This window comes from Bacteroides sp. 3_1_13 (assembly GCF_001185845.1).
GTDB lineage: Bacteria > Bacteroidota > Bacteroidia > Bacteroidales > Bacteroidaceae > Bacteroides > Bacteroides xylanisolvens.
Genome location: NZ_KQ236956.1, coordinates 903,779 through 920,918, shown reverse-complemented (window position 1 = coordinate 920,918; position 17,140 = coordinate 903,779). Strand labels below are relative to the sequence as shown.

General features: G+C 37.6%; 13 protein-coding genes. 1 reads left to right on the top strand and 12 read right to left on the bottom strand.

The features are described 5' to 3' along the window. Positions 1 to 76: 76 nt before the first annotated feature. The gene (locus tag HMPREF9009_RS16245) at positions 77 to 2,404 is read right to left on the bottom strand and encodes a transglycosylase domain-containing protein (protein WP_049702725.1); all 2,328 of its coding nucleotides are present in this window, start codon (positions 2,402 to 2,404) and stop codon (positions 77 to 79) included. 228 nt (positions 2,405 to 2,632) lie between these two features. Here HMPREF9009_RS16245 and HMPREF9009_RS16240 point away from each other — a divergent pair, with 228 nt between their 5' ends. Next, the gene (locus tag HMPREF9009_RS16240) at positions 2,633 to 4,381 is read left to right on the top strand and encodes an AAA family ATPase (RefSeq protein WP_049702724.1); all 1,749 of its coding nucleotides are present in this window, start codon (positions 2,633 to 2,635) and stop codon (positions 4,379 to 4,381) included. 87 nt (positions 4,382 to 4,468) lie between these two features. Here HMPREF9009_RS16240 and HMPREF9009_RS25835 read toward each other — a convergent pair whose 3' ends face one another. The 11 genes from HMPREF9009_RS25835 to HMPREF9009_RS16190 form a co-directional block, all read right to left on the bottom strand. Next, the gene (locus tag HMPREF9009_RS25835; RefSeq protein WP_151433315.1) at positions 4,469 to 4,561 is read right to left on the bottom strand and encodes a smalltalk protein; all 93 of its coding nucleotides are present in this window, start codon (positions 4,559 to 4,561) and stop codon (positions 4,469 to 4,471) included. Positions 4,562 to 4,628: 67 nt separating this feature from the next. Beyond that, the gene (locus HMPREF9009_RS16235) at positions 4,629 to 5,159 is read right to left on the bottom strand and encodes an HU family DNA-binding protein (RefSeq protein ID WP_008022512.1); all 531 of its coding nucleotides are present in this window, start codon (positions 5,157 to 5,159) and stop codon (positions 4,629 to 4,631) included. A 161-nt stretch (positions 5,160 to 5,320) separates the two neighbouring features. Further along, the gene (locus tag HMPREF9009_RS16230) at positions 5,321 to 6,880 is read right to left on the bottom strand and encodes an ATP-binding protein (protein ID WP_232313597.1); all 1,560 of its coding nucleotides are present in this window, start codon (positions 6,878 to 6,880) and stop codon (positions 5,321 to 5,323) included. A 298-nt stretch (positions 6,881 to 7,178) separates the two neighbouring features. Further along, complete coding sequence (locus tag HMPREF9009_RS16225) at positions 7,179 to 9,617, bottom strand: GumC family protein (RefSeq protein WP_049702722.1); 2,439 nt, start codon at positions 9,615 to 9,617, stop codon at positions 7,179 to 7,181. 9 nt (positions 9,618 to 9,626) lie between these two features. Next, positions 9,627 to 10,451: a polysaccharide biosynthesis/export family protein gene (locus tag HMPREF9009_RS16220; RefSeq protein WP_049702721.1), complete on the bottom strand. Its 825-nt coding sequence runs from the start codon at positions 10,449 to 10,451 to the stop codon at positions 9,627 to 9,629. Positions 10,452 to 10,485: 34 nt separating this feature from the next. Further along, positions 10,486 to 11,892 (bottom strand): undecaprenyl-phosphate glucose phosphotransferase, encoded by a 1,407-nt coding sequence (locus tag HMPREF9009_RS16215; RefSeq protein ID WP_049702720.1) that lies wholly within the window; start codon positions 11,890 to 11,892, stop codon positions 10,486 to 10,488. Positions 11,893 to 11,921: 29 nt separating this feature from the next. Further along, on the bottom strand, positions 11,922 to 12,935 hold the full coding sequence (locus HMPREF9009_RS16210; RefSeq protein WP_049702719.1) for an NAD-dependent epimerase/dehydratase family protein: 1,014 nt from the start codon (positions 12,933 to 12,935) through the stop codon (positions 11,922 to 11,924). A gap of 19 nt (positions 12,936 to 12,954) precedes the next feature. Beyond that, entirely contained in the window at positions 12,955 to 13,767 is an 813-nt protein-coding gene (locus tag HMPREF9009_RS16205) for a glycosyltransferase (protein WP_049702718.1), read from the bottom strand. A gap of 18 nt (positions 13,768 to 13,785) precedes the next feature. Next, complete coding sequence (locus tag HMPREF9009_RS16200) at positions 13,786 to 14,901, bottom strand: glycosyltransferase (protein ID WP_049702717.1); 1,116 nt, start codon at positions 14,899 to 14,901, stop codon at positions 13,786 to 13,788. Further along, complete coding sequence (locus HMPREF9009_RS16195; RefSeq protein WP_049702716.1) at positions 14,898 to 16,043, bottom strand: polysaccharide pyruvyl transferase family protein; 1,146 nt, start codon at positions 16,041 to 16,043, stop codon at positions 14,898 to 14,900. The genes HMPREF9009_RS16200 and HMPREF9009_RS16195 overlap by 4 nt, the downstream gene beginning before the upstream one ends. Positions 16,044 to 16,134: 91 nt before the next feature. Beyond that, positions 16,135 to 17,121: a nitroreductase family protein gene (locus HMPREF9009_RS16190; RefSeq protein ID WP_049702715.1), complete on the bottom strand. Its 987-nt coding sequence runs from the start codon at positions 17,119 to 17,121 to the stop codon at positions 16,135 to 16,137. Between the last annotated feature and the right edge of the window lie 19 nt (positions 17,122 to 17,140).

The window sequence follows — 17,140 nt, the reverse complement described above, 5'->3', positions numbered from 1 at the left end:
TTAAACATTAGATATTAGAGATATTACACCTACAGTTCAGTGCCCCAAACGCTACGGGTTAATACTTATTTCAGACTTAGTTAAAAAGATCGTCCAATCCCCCCTCTTCTATCACCTCTCCGTCCGGAGTTTCCGAACCGGCACACGGATCAAATCCTTCAGGGAGTTTAAATTTCTCCTGCTGGTCATATCCCAAAGTCGGGTCATCATACACTTTCTTCATATACAATGCCCAAATAGGCAAAGCAGCGGCAGCTCCCTGACCATAAGTCATTCTACCAAAGTGAATGTCACGTTCATCACCTCCTACCCAACAACCGGATACCAATGAAGGAGTGAATCCCATAAACCAGGCATCAGAGTTATCATTGGTCGTACCTGTTTTCCCACCCATATCGGCGGTAATTCCATAACGACGAACACGCCCACCTGTTCCTTCATTAATAACAGCGCGCAACATAACCAGCATTTTATATGCACTTGAAATACTTATCACCTCCTCCATTTGCGGTGCAAAGGTAGAAAGCACATTACCATCACTATCTTCAATGCGTGTAACAAACAATGGAGCTACACGAATTCCTTTATTGGCAAAAGCTGTATATGCACTTACCATCTCACCCACAGAAATTTCACAAGGTCCCAGACAAAGCGAAACCACCGGGTCGATTGCTTTATTACGAACCCCAAAACTATGGATCAAACGTACAAGATTATACGGATTCAGTTTGCCCATCAAATAAGCAGAAATCCAGTTATCAGAATTAGCCAATCCCCACTTCAGAGTCACCATTTCCCCATAACGTTTATTATTTGCATTACGAGGCGTCCAAGGAGTTCCGTTCTCATCAATCAACGTTTGCTCTACGTGGCGTGTCTGATCACAAGGAGAAAAGCCATTTTCCATTGCTAATGTATACAAATACGGTTTGATAGTAGATCCCACCTGACGACGTCCCACCATTGCCATATCATACTGGAAATATACATAATTCGGTCCGCCTACATAAGCCTTCACATGCCCGCTTACCGGATCCATCGACATGAATCCTGTTCGCAGGAAAGATTTGTAGTAACGGATGGAATCCATCGGTGTCATAATTGTATCTTTATCTCCCTTCCAGGAAAAGACAGTCATTTCTTCCGGGGTATCGAACGCTTTACGAATCTGCTGTTCCGAAGCTCCCGCCTCTTTCATAAGACGATAACGATCCGTCTGCTTCATAGCTTTTGTCAGCAACTCCTCCACTCGTTTTTCCGGCAGTGATCTTGCGTATGGAGCATTTTTGCTTCCCTCTTTTTCTTTGAAAAACACAGGTTGCAAATAATCACCTAAATGCTCTTTTACTGCATCCTCTGCATATTGCTGCATACGTGAATTGATCGTCGTATAAATCTTCAATCCATCTGTATAGATGTTATAATTCGTACCGTCTTTCTTTTTATTTTTTGCACACCAACCATACAACGGGTTAGTTTCCCACGCGATAGAATCTTCGTAGAATTTCTGCATTTGCCAACCACGATAATCACTTTTTACCGGTTTCGGTGCTGTCATCACACCACGGAGATATTCGCGGAAATAAGTAGCCAATCCCTCTTTGTGGTCAACGCGGTTATATTTTAGTTTCAACGGAAGAGCCTGCAAAGAATCACATTCTGCATCTGTGATATAACCAGCTTTACGCATCTGCTCAAGCACTACATTACGACGGCCACGGGAACGTTCGTTGAAACGGACCGGATTATAAAGTGAAGGATTCTTGCACATCCCTACCAACGTAGCTGCCTCTTCGATCTTCAAATCTTTCGGTTCGCATGCGAAGTATGTATGTGCAGCAGTTTTAATACCAACCGCATTATTCAGAAAATCAAACTTATTGAGATACATACTCAAGATTTCCTCTTTGGTGTAGTAACGTTCAAGCTTCACCGCAATCACCCATTCAATCGGTTTTTGGAAAAGACGTTGAAGCGTGTTTCTCGCCACATTTTCTGTAAACAACTGTTTGGCAAGCTGTTGCGACAAAGTACTACCTCCACCTGCATTTTTCTGAAACATCAAACCACGTTTCACAAACGCACGGAACAATGCTTTGGCATCAATTCCAGAATGTTTAACAAAACGGACATCTTCCGTCGCAATAAGAGCATTGATAATACTGGGAGACAAATCCTTGTAAGCTGTATATACCCGATTTTCCTTACTGTAAGACCACGTGCCAAGCACTTTTTCATCTTCAGAGAAAATCTCCGTTGCAAATTTATAACTCGGATTTTCAAGTTCCTCTACAGGAGGCATATAACCAATCCAACCCTTTGAGATAGAGACAAAGATGACAACAATAGCCAACACAATGACTGCCAGAAATATCCAAAGAGCCTTTATTATTTTTCGAATCATGTTTTTTCTTGCTTAAAATGACGCATTTAATTAAGGTACAAAGGTAGATAAAATCCGCTATTCAGCCAACGAGTTTGATTATAATTTCTATTTTGTTAAAATATGGAGCGGCACTCATAACAAATAGCACGAAACCAAAAAGAAAGAACGTTTGTTTGGGAAAGTAGCGGAAAGGAAGTATCTTTGTCTACACTTATTCAAAGTATATTCATATAAAAGGCATAAATTATGGAATATGTATTATCAGACAGGAAGTTGTTACCTTATGGTATGATGAACTTCGAGGACATCCGTTTGGACAATTATTATTACGTGGATAAAACCTCTTTCATCCCTTTGATAGAGCAGTCGGATCGTTTCTTCTTTTTTATCCGTCCGCGTCGATTCGGAAAAAGTCTGACCTTGAATATGCTTCAACATTATTATGACATACGTACCAAAGATAAGTTTGACGCTTTATTTGGCGACCTTTATATCGGAAAGCACCCTACGAAAGACCGTAATAGCTATCTAGTAATAAAATTAAATTTCTCAGGAATCAGTGGAGATTTACACAGCTACCGCAAAGGTCTGGACGAACATTGCAAAATCGTATTTGACTATTTCTGCGATGTTTATGCCGACTATTTACCCGAAGGAATCAAAGAAAAAATGAACGAAAAAGACGGGGCAGTCAGCCAATTCGAATATCTGTTTACGGAATGCGCTCGTGTAAATCAAAAGATTTATCTCTTCATTGATGAATATGACCATTTCACCAATACAATACTCTCTGATGTCGACAGCATGAACCGTTACACTGATGAGACACACAAAGAAGGTTATTTACGTGCCTTCTTCAATAAAATAAAATCCGGTACCGACTCCAGCATCAAACGTTGTTTCATCACAGGTGTCAGTCCCGTAACAATGGATGACTTGACCAGCGGCTTCAATATCGGCACTAATTACTCCCTTTCATCAGAATTCAATGAAATGATGGGATTCACAGAAAGTGAAGTTCGCGAAATGTTAACTTATTATTCTAATACAGGGCATTTCAACCATACCATCGATGAATTGATAGAAATTATGAAACCGTGGTATGATAATTACTGCTTTGCACAAGAATGTTATGGTCAAACCACTATGTACAATTCTAACATGGTGCTTTATTTCGTCAAAAACTACATCCGATACGGTGAAGTACCGAAGGACATGGTAGAAGACAACATCCGTATCGACTACGAGAAATTGCGTATGCTCATCCGCAAAGATAAAGAGTTTGCGCACGATGCTTCCATCATACAGACCTTAATAAGCCAAGGCTACATCACTGGAGAAGTGAAGAAAGGATTTCCAGCCGCCAGTATTATTGATCCAGACAACTTCATCAGCCTACTCTATTATTTTGGTATGCTTACTATTAATGGTACACATGAAGGAAAGTGCAAACTCACCATTCCTAATCAAGTAGTCCGCGAACAGCTTTACACCTATCTATTGAACACTTACAATGAAGCCAACTTAAGCTTCAGTAATTATGAAAAAAATGAATTATCCAGTTCACTCGCTTATCGAGGTACATGGAAAGCATATTTTGATTATATAGCCGATTGCCTGAAGAGTTATGCCTCCCAGCGTGACAAACAAAAGGGAGAATTTTTCGTGCATGGTTTCACATTAGCCATGACTGCACAAAACCGATTCTACCGTCCCATTTCGGAGGCAGACACACAAGAGGGATATGCCGACATCTTCCTATCTCCATTATTGGATATTTATCCCGACATGAAACACAGCTACATAATCGAGTTGAAATATGCCAAATACAAAGATTCAGAGAATCGTGTGGAAGAATTACGATTGGAAGGTATCGCCCAAACAAACCGTTATGCTGATACTGATACAGTGAAAAATGCAATTGGCACCACACAGTTGCATAAGATTGTAGTAGTGTATAAAGGAATGGAAATGAGAGTATGCGAGGAAGTATAATTCTCTAATTATATCTAAAACACAAACAGGCGGGATTTTTCCCGCCTGTTATTCATTCATAAATATACCTATTTATAAGATAATCAATTACAAGTTTGCTGCCTGTACACCGACCACTCCGGCAATTGCACCAGCAACAGCAATAATCACTTTCAAAATAATACTCCACGTTTTTTTCATAGACATTTTTCTTTTTTATTAAACACTAAATAAACACCCTAACCATCAATCATTAATTGACAATTCATTATGCGGCAGGATCCGGTGCTTCTCCGCTACCGCCACCTTCATTTCCTCCGCCTTCTTCTCCGCCATCATCCGGTTTTTCAGGATCATTAGGAGAAATTGTCATATTAAGCTTCTTCAGATATTCATCCAAGCTAATCAAATCCAACTTCTCATCTGCACGAGTAGCAGTCTTTGTAACGCGCAGCTCTTTATTCGCCTGAAAAAAGATACGAACGCTCTCTACACTTTTTGCATTTATATCCTTCGCCAGTTCGGCACCTTTCGAACGGGCAGTCAACATAAAGACGCCCAGACCTTCAATATTCACAGACTTACCTTCCAGCAGCTGCTCCTTCATCTTTTCCACAAAATTTTGGATCACACTCTTGATATCACCGACAGACAACGAAGAACGATCCTGCATTTTCTGTGCAATATATTTCAGGTTGACAGACTGACCTAAAGTGATCAGATGCGGATAATATCTCTTGGGAGAATTGGGAACACGCGGATCTGTTGGGCGCGTAATGACTTTGTAAATTACACTCATACTACGTTTTTTTAAAGATTTAAATTCAAATTATTTATTCACGTTTTGTTGATCAACACTGCAAAGGTGAAGCTTTTATTCCGGATAGAAAAGAAAAAAGCCCCTTGCGGAGCTCTTTATATTCATACTAGTATATAACAATTTATTAATCAGCAATATAATTAAACTTTTAGAATTTTCCATTCCCCTATTGTACACTGTTCGCTATCAAAACTGACAGCCACCTTTACTATAGGCAATCCGCACAAAGCAAAACGTTTGGGGTAATTCTTCAGATCAATTTGCTCCATCGCCCTATCCGCACTCTTGTCCAGTTTCAATTCCATCACATACAACGTAGTCTTTGTACGAAGCACCATATCCACCCGTCCACTGGCAGTACGAACCTCCACATCTACATAATAGCCCAACAAACTGAATATAATATAAAACATCTGTTGGTAGTGCCCCTCATATTTCGTATTATCACATTGAGGAATGGTAGACAGAAACGTTTGCAAACGACGTAAAGCAGCATCCATATCATCATTACGAATATCACGGGAAAGATAAGCTACCATAGTATTGGTTTCCGGTGTTTTACTAGCAACATAATTAGGAAGAAGACTTTTCATCAAACCTATTCTTACCTCCTTATTAGGAATATCCAATGTATATAAATCTAACTCCTTATCATAATCTTTTATCGTGATATAGCCACTTTGATATAACAATGGAGTAATGCTCACCATTCTTTCTGTAGGTGCATCAAAATCCTCCGCAACCGCAGTTTTTCTCCCTATCTCGGAAGGCGCTACACCAAATTTATCCAGCATCTTTATCAAATAAGTAGGCGTACCACTACCAAACCAATAAGAATTAAATTTACCATCTGCAAAAGCGTTAAGCAAACTGAATGGATTATATATATCAGGAGACGGATAAGTGAAATGATAGCCGTCGTAGTTTTCTTTCAGTTTTGCCAATACCTCTTCAGAAGTAACCTCCAGTTTTTGGGCTAATGCGTCTACATCATCTTTCATTTGGACAAGTATCTCGTTTTCTGTAATACCGCAAATGGCAGCATAAGACTCATTCATGCTAATATTCTTGATATTGTTCAATTCACTAAATATACTAAGTTGGGAGAATTTGGTGATACCGGTCAAAAACACATACCGCAAATAAGGATCACACGCTTTAAGAGGACTGTAGAAATTGCGCATGATGTTACGCAATACGCCAAGCCTCTCTTCCTCGTGTACTACATCCAGCAGAGGAGCATCGTATTCATCTATCAGCACAACCACTTGTTTCCCTGTCTGCTCGTAAGCGCGCTTGATGAGTCCTTCCAGACGCTGATTTGGATTAATCTCTCCCTCCATCTTTCCGTAAACCTCCTCATAACGAATTAGCTTCATATTCAACTCTTGCAACAGCTGTTCACAGTCTGCATGCTTGGCTGTACTCATATCAAAGTGAAGCACTGGATATTCCGTCCACTCCTTTTCCAGCTTTTCTATAGCCAACCCTTGAAATAATTCTTTCTGACCAGAGAAATAACTATGTAATGTAGAAGTCAACAATGACTTACCAAAACGACGAGGACGACTCAAGAATACGTATTTAGTGAAATGTACCATCCAATACACATATTCCGTTTTATCAATATAAAGGTAATTACTTTTCCGTATTTCCGAAAAAGTCTGTATTCCGATGGGGTATCTTCGTAAATTTTCCATTTCAATTCGATTTTTCACAAAGCTACAAAAAATATTCATCGCACCATTCACTGTTTTAAAAAAAATATCAACGATCTTCACAGACAGTTGATATTATAGAAATCACATCGGATTTACACCGACATGAGGGCGTTGATCAGGAATACACCGCTGTATATTTCCTGACCACAAAATGTAGGGTTCTTCATGTGTGTAGCATAAAGTTAGGGACCTACATGTTTCATCTCACTTTTGTGTAAAGTATTATAAACCACTCTATGACATTATTAATTTTAAAATATCTTGGTTATCAATGGATTTATTCTTCCTTACCAGATTGTTCTCCATATCCATAACCATAGCCGTATCGTTTACCATAACCATAATACTTGCCATATTTACCATAGCCGTAATAATAACCGTACTTTCTTTTCTTCAAATCCAAACCATTTATTACTGTACATAGGTTAGGCAACTTATTTCCATCAATAAGTTCATTAATCAAAGTATACTCATTTTTACGGGTATAATCCGCACGACATACATAAACAGATAAATCAGCCACACGTCCTATTAATAAGGTATCAGTTACCATACCGACAGGAGCGGTATCGAGAATCACATATTCAAAATTCTTTTTGAGAGTCTCAATCGCTTTATCCAATCCATCACGTGCTAACAATTCTGTCGGGTTAGGAGGAACTGTTCCACCAGGAAGAATATAGAGATTCTTACTGACATCAGAGAGCTGTACCAAATCCATCAAATTCTTTTCCGGATTAGCCAAATATTGAGTTATCCCTTGTTCTCTTTTTGATATATTGAATACCTTATTCAAACCTGGCTTGCGGATATCAAGACCAACTATTACTACTTTCTTCCCTAATAAAGAAAGACTGATAGCAAGATTACCAGAGATAAAAGATTTACCTTCACCACTGACTGTGGAAGTAACTAAAATCACCTTCTTGCCATTTCCAAGCATAAACTGAAGATTCGTCCGGACATTGCGGAAAGTTTCACTCATCAGGTTGTTTTGATTCTCAAATACAGCAATAGCTCCCTGCTTTTCATCTGTCAACGGGATATCACCGACAATAGGTGCACTAGTAAGTTTTTCTACATCTGCACGACCTTCAATCTTGAATTTGGTTAATTCAAGCAAATATATAACCCCTACCGGAATTCCGACTCCTAGTATCAAAGCGATCAAATAAGTAATTTTACTTCTAGGAGCCACAGGAGCATCATCTGCTATAGCTTCATCTATAATCTTCGCATTATTGGCTGTAGCAGCCAGAGTTATAGCATTTTCCTCACGTTTCTGAAGAAGCATCAAATAGAGTCCGGCCTTAATTTCCTGCTGACGCGCAATACTCACAAATTCGCGCTCCTGCCCAGGTGCCTCACTAATGCGACGGGAATAACGGCTCGCTTCACGATCCAGATCTGCCTTTGTGATAAACAATCCACGCAACACCCTGTCTAAAGAAACTTGCACATTCTCTTTCATTGCACTAATGCTGGTATCCAGGTTTATAATGGTAGGATTATTCTCTGTTGACGTACGCAGCAAACGTTTTCTCTCAACAAGCACATCATTATAACGATTAATGGCAGCCGCAAGATTCAAATCCTGCAATCCGATATTACTGGGCAGAACCTCATAACCTTCATTCTGCATATATTTCTGAAGATCCTGCAGCAAATTAATCTGGGTTTGATTCTCTACACGCTTCTTTTCATATTCAGCACTACCAGTTAAAGCGATCTGAGCATCACTGGTCAAATCCGTAATACCTGCCCCACGTTTAAAACTCTCCAAATCCTTTTCCGTGCTACCGAGTTCTTTTGAAATAATTCCAATACGTTCATTGATAAATTCTGCAGTTTTCTGTGCCACTTCATTTTTATCATTATTCGTATTGATATTATACATCTCCAATAGCTTATTGATAAAATCTTTGCCTCGCTGCACATTTGAGTTTTTCAACGATATGACAGCTACAGAAGTAGTTTTGGAAGTGGGTTCTATAGTCATATTTTTGCAACACCATTTCGCTACCGTCAAAGGCTTATTAATTGTTGCTGTAATATTACGTGTAGTCTTTTCCAAATTTGTAGTTTCTTCCGATGTTCTTTTAGAAGATAATACCGAGTCCGGCGTCAGGAAAAAAGCCAATGTCCCTTTATCGGTAGGAAAAACCGCCGGCAATTTCTCAAAATGTTTCTGATATTCATCATCGTCAATCTTCACAGTCACATCCATACTTCCCTGTGGTTGTAATGCCATCTTCACTATCATCGGCTCCTCCAACAAATCAGCCTCCTGCGGAGTCAGACTCACTTGTACAGGTGAAGTCTTATACATGTTCCTGGAAGGAAACTCATCCTCATCTGTATAAGAAATATAAAGTCCCAAATCTTCAACCACCTCTTTGACGATAGTCTTTGAACGGAGAACTTCAATCTCATTGTCAATATTCTGCGAAGAAGAGATCATACCATCCAATCCCAGACTCTCCAACCCGGAAAGCATTCCGGCACTCCCCCCTTTCTTATCATCCTTTATTAAAACCGTAGCGGAAATATTATATACGGGAGTGGATACATACAAATAGACCCATGCCGCAATCAAACACGCCACAACCGCCCCCACAAACCAAGGCCAGTGGATCAAATATTTAAACAATAGTTCCTTAACGTCTATATTTTCTTCCTTAGATTCTTGTGCTTCGTTGAAATCTGTTTCTTTCATTGCAAATCATTATTTTAAAATATTTACTAATAGGCTGACAATGGATACCAAGATAGAAGTGGCTGAGAACCAGAGACTGGTACTGTTACCTACATCTGAATTTCGAGCCTTTGCTTTATTGGGAGTTACATAAACAATATCATTCTGTTGCAACCAATAGTAAGGTGAAAGAATGGTTTCGGCCTTGTTCAAATCCAAGGTTACAATTTGCTGTTTGCCGTTTGCGTCTTCACGAATCAACTTTACATTATCACGAAGACCGTATACCGTCATATCACCAGCCATAGCCAATGCCTCCAACAGATTCACTTTCTCATTAGAGATAGTAAAAGTTCCGGGACGGGTAACCTCACCGATAACAGATATTTTATAATTTACCATACGGACCGTTACAATGGGAGTCTCCTTCATGTAAGGCTTCAATTTATCTATAATCAGCTGTTCTGCTTCCCTTTTCGTTAAGCCTCCTAACTTCAATTCTCCTAACACCGGAAAATTTATGTTTCCTTCATTATCTACCAAATAAGGCTGTAATACAGGTTGAGTAGTCACATAAGACGAAGTACTCACAGCTATTCCGGCATTGCTGGCAACTGTCAGGTTAAAAGGTATCGCAAGTTCAGGATTAGTACACGATACCACAATAGTCAACAAATCCTTGGGCATGATCTTGGCATCATACAATTTTTCCTGTTGTTCTACCTCGTTCACAACTTCCACATTCTGGAAATAGGGAACCTTTTTATAAGACTGACAGCCAGCCAATAGGAATGGCAACAATAGTAACCACAAATTTCTTTTGTTTAGTCTTCTCATCATAATTCTTAAATTCATAATTAAACGCCCTTTAATTCCTAAGTTTTATTTTTTAATATGCTTCTTTTTCTCCATGTATAGCATTATACACCGTCTTATACATAATATATAAGTCCAATAAAAAAGTCCAATGCTCTATATACCAGATATCACGTTGCACACGTCCCTCCATCTGCCAGAGCTCTTTCGTCTCACCGCGAAAGCCCGTCACTTGAGCCCAGCCAGTTATTCCAGGTTTAACGAAGTGACGAACCATAAACTTGTTTATCAGATTAGAATATTCCTCTGTATGTTTTAACATGTGAGGACGAGGACCTACAATAGACATATCTCCTTTCAATACATTGATAAATTGAGGCAATTCGTCCACACTAGTCTTTCTCATTATCTCTCCGATACGTGTTTTACGAGGATCATTTTCCGTAGCCTGAAGAGTATCACATTGCGCATTAACCTTCATTGAACGAAACTTGTAACACCAGAATTCACGGCCATCCTCACCACTGCGTTTTTGTTTGAAAAAAACAGGACCGGGAGAACTTAATTTTATTGCAATTCCGAAGAATATATAAACGAACGGAAAAACCGTAATAAGAAATAACCCTGAACAAACGACATCAAAAGCACGCTTGATAATACGGTTCTCCAGTGATTCCAATGGCTCACAACGAATAGAAAGTACAGGAACATTCCCCAATAATTCAAAATGCATTCTACGCTTCAAATAATTACGGACATTAGGAACACTAAAAAAACGGACCAGATGGTTTTCACAGTAATTAATGATGGGAACAATCTCCGCACTGCGCACAGAAGGAAGACTACAATAAAGCTGATTGATCTCTCCCGCATGTTTTTCTAAGAAAACACTTACTTCATTGGGTTGTCCCAAGTATGGAACATCCTGCGGATACCGGTCCGAAGGAAAATCCTCAAAATAGCCCACTACACGATAACCAGACGTAGGATCATCCGTCATCGCATGATAAAGTTCTTGCATATTCTCATGGCTTCCAACTAATACTACCTTGCGGACATTTCCTCCCTTTTTCCGATAAAGCTCCAAACAGTGACGGGAAATTAGACGATAGCTAACAATAACAATTATTAAAGCAACATAAAACAGTCCGAAATATCGAGAATGAGAAAAATGAAAATGAAAAACAAGCAACGTACAAACCGAAAAAAAGACAAAAGGAACCATGTTACGTAAGACACGGATCATGATCTGCTCAGGACGTACCACAGGACGATGAAGAATAACACCTGAATGCATGTTACAAAGTAAATAGCACAGAGTGATAAGAGTCATGCCCTGAAAGATAGAACCGCAATGCACACACCAGAAACGGGTACCCAGTAACAAATTAAATCCCCATAAAAGCAGGTTCAGCAAAATAAGATCCCCCAAAAGGACCAAAGATTTTAGGACTTTGTTAAAACGTTGGACTTCCTGCATACACTAATATATTAAAGAGCCAATATTTTTTATTTCAGATAAAGATTATCATTATCTTTATACCAGTCAGCAATCGCTTCTTCGAAAGTATAATGAAATTTATAACCCGATGCAGCTAGTTTCTTTCCACAAATATTTGTGGATATCTGTAACTTCTTTACACGCGCCGGACATACCCCCATAGGACTCCCTATCATCTTTGCACAATAAGCAACAGGCATAATCAAAGAATTTGGTATATACGGAACCACTTGGTTCAGACCTGTCACCTTCTTAATTGTGTCTACTATTTGCTGTATGGTGTAGGCAGGCTCAAAAGTACAGTTATACAATTCTACACCCTCCTCATGATGCTCCAAACGATATAACATGAAACGTACTAGTTCTTTCACATAAATACAAGCCTTGATGGTATCTTTGCGCCCGGGATAAGCAAAAGTGTGCATTTTGATCCCCCAATATAGACGGGTAAAGTTTCCATTCTCCCCTTTCCCAAATACTACACCCGGACGTACAATTGTCAATTGACGTTCTGCCTGTTTCTTAGCCTGCCAAGCAATATGAACCTTTTCAGCCACTAATTTAGATATACCATAAGGAGTGTTTGGAGTAGGTAATGTAGTTTCCTCCTTCAACGTTTCAGCTGCTCCGTAAGGGGCAATTGACGATGTAAATACGATTTTTCTTATATTATATTTCTCGGCAAATGCACAAACATTCTCTGCACCGCGAATATTTGTTTCAAAATACTCACGGTCAGGGTGCCCAGGAGTGCGATGTACGGCTGCAAAGTTGAAAATTACATCCTCTGAAGTCACCTCAAATGGCACTTCTATTGGTTTTCGCACATCACAGTAAATAAATTCCGATTGCAAAAACTGTCCTTCACACAATGCAGGTTTATAATCCTTTACTGTAGGCAAGGGAGTACCCGGCTTCACAATATCAAGATTATAGACTTTAGCTTGTGGATGAAGTGTTTTAATTAAATTGGTCAAGTGAGTACCGATGAAACCAGTACCACCCGTAATGATGTAGTTCATAATTTATATATGGAAAAGTTTATTTCTTATACCCCAATTCTTTCAATAACTGTTTGTTCCAAACACTGCGCTCTTTATCATATATCCATCCCCATTTATTAAAATACTTAATCATGTTTGTTATATGTATTTTAAGCATTTTCCTGCTTTTATAAGAAGCAGCCCGATGTGCATGCACAATTGTCTCATCAGGTATAAACATGGTACGATAATATTTATGCATTCTTCGAGTAATATCAATATCCTCCGGATACATAAAAAATCTTTCGTCAAACAACCCCACTTTTTCAAAACATTCCAATCTAAAAAACATAAAACTACCTTGATGATAAGGAATGTTCATTTCTTTCTTATGGTCATTAAACTGAAGCGTATAACGATAATTCATTTTCTCTACCATCTTTTTAGGCAGAAACCTACGAAAAATAAGATTAGCCGGCGTAGGTAATAGCCTACACGTATATTGCATTTCCCCGTTGGGATAAACAACATTCGGTTGTACTTGTGCTACATCTGGGTTTGTCTCCATATACCCTACCAAATGATCTAATACTGATGCCTCAAAATATACATCTGAATTGAGAACCAAATGGTATTTCTCTTGAGTTCGAAGAACTTGTCGCAAAGCCTTATTATGCCCTGCTCCATAACCTACATTCTCACTGCCAATATACACAACATTAGAATATTGCATACAGAAATTCGCAATATACTTTTGATTGGAATTATCAACAATATAAATAGTAGAAACAAGTGGTGAGGTTAATGACTGCAAGCATTTACTCATTTCTTCAATACTTGTTTTATAGGCAACGATAGATACTGTAATCATAAACTTTCAATAATAATATCATAGATTATTTACCAAATCAATATAGGCTTTCTGATAAGATTCTGACATTTTTTGCGCTGTGTAATATTTATCAAAAAGAGATTGAATGTAAATCCTAGTACAATTCTCATCAATTTTCAATATATCATGAATAGCATTTTTTAATCCATTCATATCTTTGTTATTGAACGTATATCCAATTGTTTGTTTTGCCTTACTTAAAACCTCTTTGTGAGATGGGATATCAGAAAGTACACAAGGTAATCCAACTGTCATACTTTCCAATAACGTATTAGCCAACCCTTCTACATCCGAAGCTGATATATAATAGTCTGATGCTTTTAAATAATCATATATATTCGATTTAAATCCAGGCATTTTTAGATTTTCGGTTTCATGCTTTTTCAGTTCATCGTATAGTTCTCCATTACCAAGCAAGAGAAGACCGATTCTATCATCTTTTAGTTCTTCAAAAGCACGTATTATCATATCTGGATTCTTTTCTTGTGAAAAACGCCCGATAAAAATAAAATACTTCACATCATCTTTTAATCCCAACTCTTTTCTTAGTTTCGCTTTTTGCTCTTTGTCGTATTTCCATAATGATAATGAAGAGCCATTTGGGATAGCTTTCATCTTATAGTGTTGTTCATCCCAATAACTTTGTGCTACACTTTCCGAACAAGCAATAGGCAAATCCATCTTCTTTGTAAAAAAATGACTAAGCGCAATTACAATTTTTCCTTTCCATTTGCCATACAGCACTTTCTGTTGTATACCCGGGAAGATATGAACTGTCTCTATTTTTTTATATTTAGATGAGAGAAATGGCACTAAGAACATTGAACGAGGACAATGTGTATGAAGAATATCCGGATTTATCCGTTCCACTGATTTCTTTAATGTAAAGAACATTGCAATAGGATTTTGTATTTTATCCGGAGACATTTGAATAATTCTTATCGGCAATACCCTAAATTCCTCAATACGTGAAATTTCTTGTTCCGGGACCATCGTAATTATCGAAACTTCAAATATAGAAAAGTCCATATACTGTATAATATTATAGAGGACATTCGGAGGACCTTGATTACTCAAAGAGGAAATTACATAGCATATTTTAATTTTTTTCATAACAAATTATTTCTTAACAGAATATCTTTTAGAACAATCAGAATCTTATTGGCAAATTCAGTTTGAATATTATTTACTTCCTTTATTTTCTTCAAATCAAACAAATGAGTTATATTTTCGACAGTAGTACAAATAGTGGTTAAATCTGCACTGCCACACAGATTAAAATGTAGATGTTGATGTCCATAATCTTCTAATATCCTAAATGTTTTTGAATCCCCTTCAGCCGCAAATCTGTTTTTATCCCAATCAATCGCTACCACTGGCCTACAATTACGTAAACCAAAAACAGAATCATGAAATCTTTCTGTTACTATTATATCCATATATGGAAATACTGCAGCCCATTCAAAAGCATCCACTGTATCAAAACACATATCTGCATAAGGATTATAAGCCGTTGAAATGACTTGATAACCTAAGCTTCTCAAGTTATCAGCCATTTTTTTCCGATATGGGAAGTCCGAATTGAAATTGTATAAAGCATATTTCTTTTTCGAATCAATTTTATTCTTTAATCTTTGAGGCAATATAAATTTTGTAATATCTAAATAATAAGAAGGGTCCGGTTGTTTAACTAAACGATTTGCTTCTATTCCGAGCTTGTTAATAAAGAACTGTACTGTTAGGTTATCTCTAAGTCCTATAAACAAAGCCTTTTCCACCACCTCTTTTAAGTCAATACTAGGATTAAAAGTAGCTGGAGAGGCACTAGCTGCAAAATAAAGTTTTGGGACAAATAAAGGCATCCAATTCAATCCAATTTTTGTTCCATCTAAATTATAGCCTTGCTCTAAGATTGTATCACTTCCAATTACAACTAAATCATACTGTTTAATGAAAGCTATAGACGCCTTGTCGTAATTGAACATATCCACCCTTGGAGAATAATTAAAATACGTCTTTCTAAGTTTATTATATTTGATTAAACGAAATGCAGCAAACGCTTTCTGTAAAAATGTATGCCATAGTGAATCATTTTTCCCCCTAACAGATAATTTACCTCTTTTAAAATCCGGAAAATCCAAGAACTCTATATGAGCATTAGGATACAACTGTTTGAAGGCTGTTTGCACCCCTATTGCTTGCATAATAGTACCAGGATTAACTCCACCTGTAAAAGTTACTATTAATATTTTCATTGATTCATCTTTATATCGCTATTACAAGAAAACTTTTAAATATTATTTTTCTCTTTTCATCATCGAAAGTCAGTAATCCGACTCTCATTATTTATTGATTGAATTTCACATATTCATTATACGAATAGCGATGCGAAACTGCTACTTTATAATTGTCCTTAAACGTTCCTACACCTATCAAAAGAACTGGAACCTCATGACTCGGGAGATGCATCTCCTGTTTTATTTTTTTTGTAATTCTCCATTTATGCCCCATAGTCAATGGTATTGTCGCTAAACCATAATAATGAAGAGCGTAAAGAAGATTCATTGCATAAAGACCTCCATCAACAAAAGGAAGATTTTGTTCATAAAAACCATAATTCCTCAAATCACCACATACAAGAATAGCACATTGCATTTGTTCATTAAACCCCTTGCTTCCTCCCTGTAATTTGAACATTTTTGTAACTAACTTATTTTCCGTATACACATGAACTCTCCAACTTTGCCTATTACAAGCAGATGGAGTACGTTCACAAAGTCTTAATGCGGCACACACATGTTCTAAATCCACAGGTAAGGATCCAAAATCGCGAATAGAAAAACGTAATTGAGAAAATTCATCAAATGGAGATTTCAATTTGCTAGAAATATCTTTCAAACTAAGATTATATATTCCACCTACATCCATAATCTGAATATCGTAACAAGAACACAACTTATGGAGAGAAATCTCCACTTCTGTCATATCAGCACCCATATCCTTATTAAATTCTACATATTTCTGCAATACGGAAACCGATTCTATAACAAATTGTTTTTCCCCTCCTCTTTTTAGCAAATCAGCAAGATCTTTTATGATAGCAAAAGCCTTTTCCTTTCCAAAACCGACTTTGACTTTTCCAATAGACATCCCCTTTTCCAAAGCATGTATTCTGATTTGTAATTCAGCCTGTTTTTTAAAAATATCCTTTGTCTGGTTTGTACTTCCACTATACAAAGTCAATGAAAAGGACTCTCCTATTTTGTCAAATAAAATACGTAGCCATACGATAAAAACATTTCCTTTAATAGCCAACTTTAATTTTTCCTTCATACGATTTTAATCTAAAAAA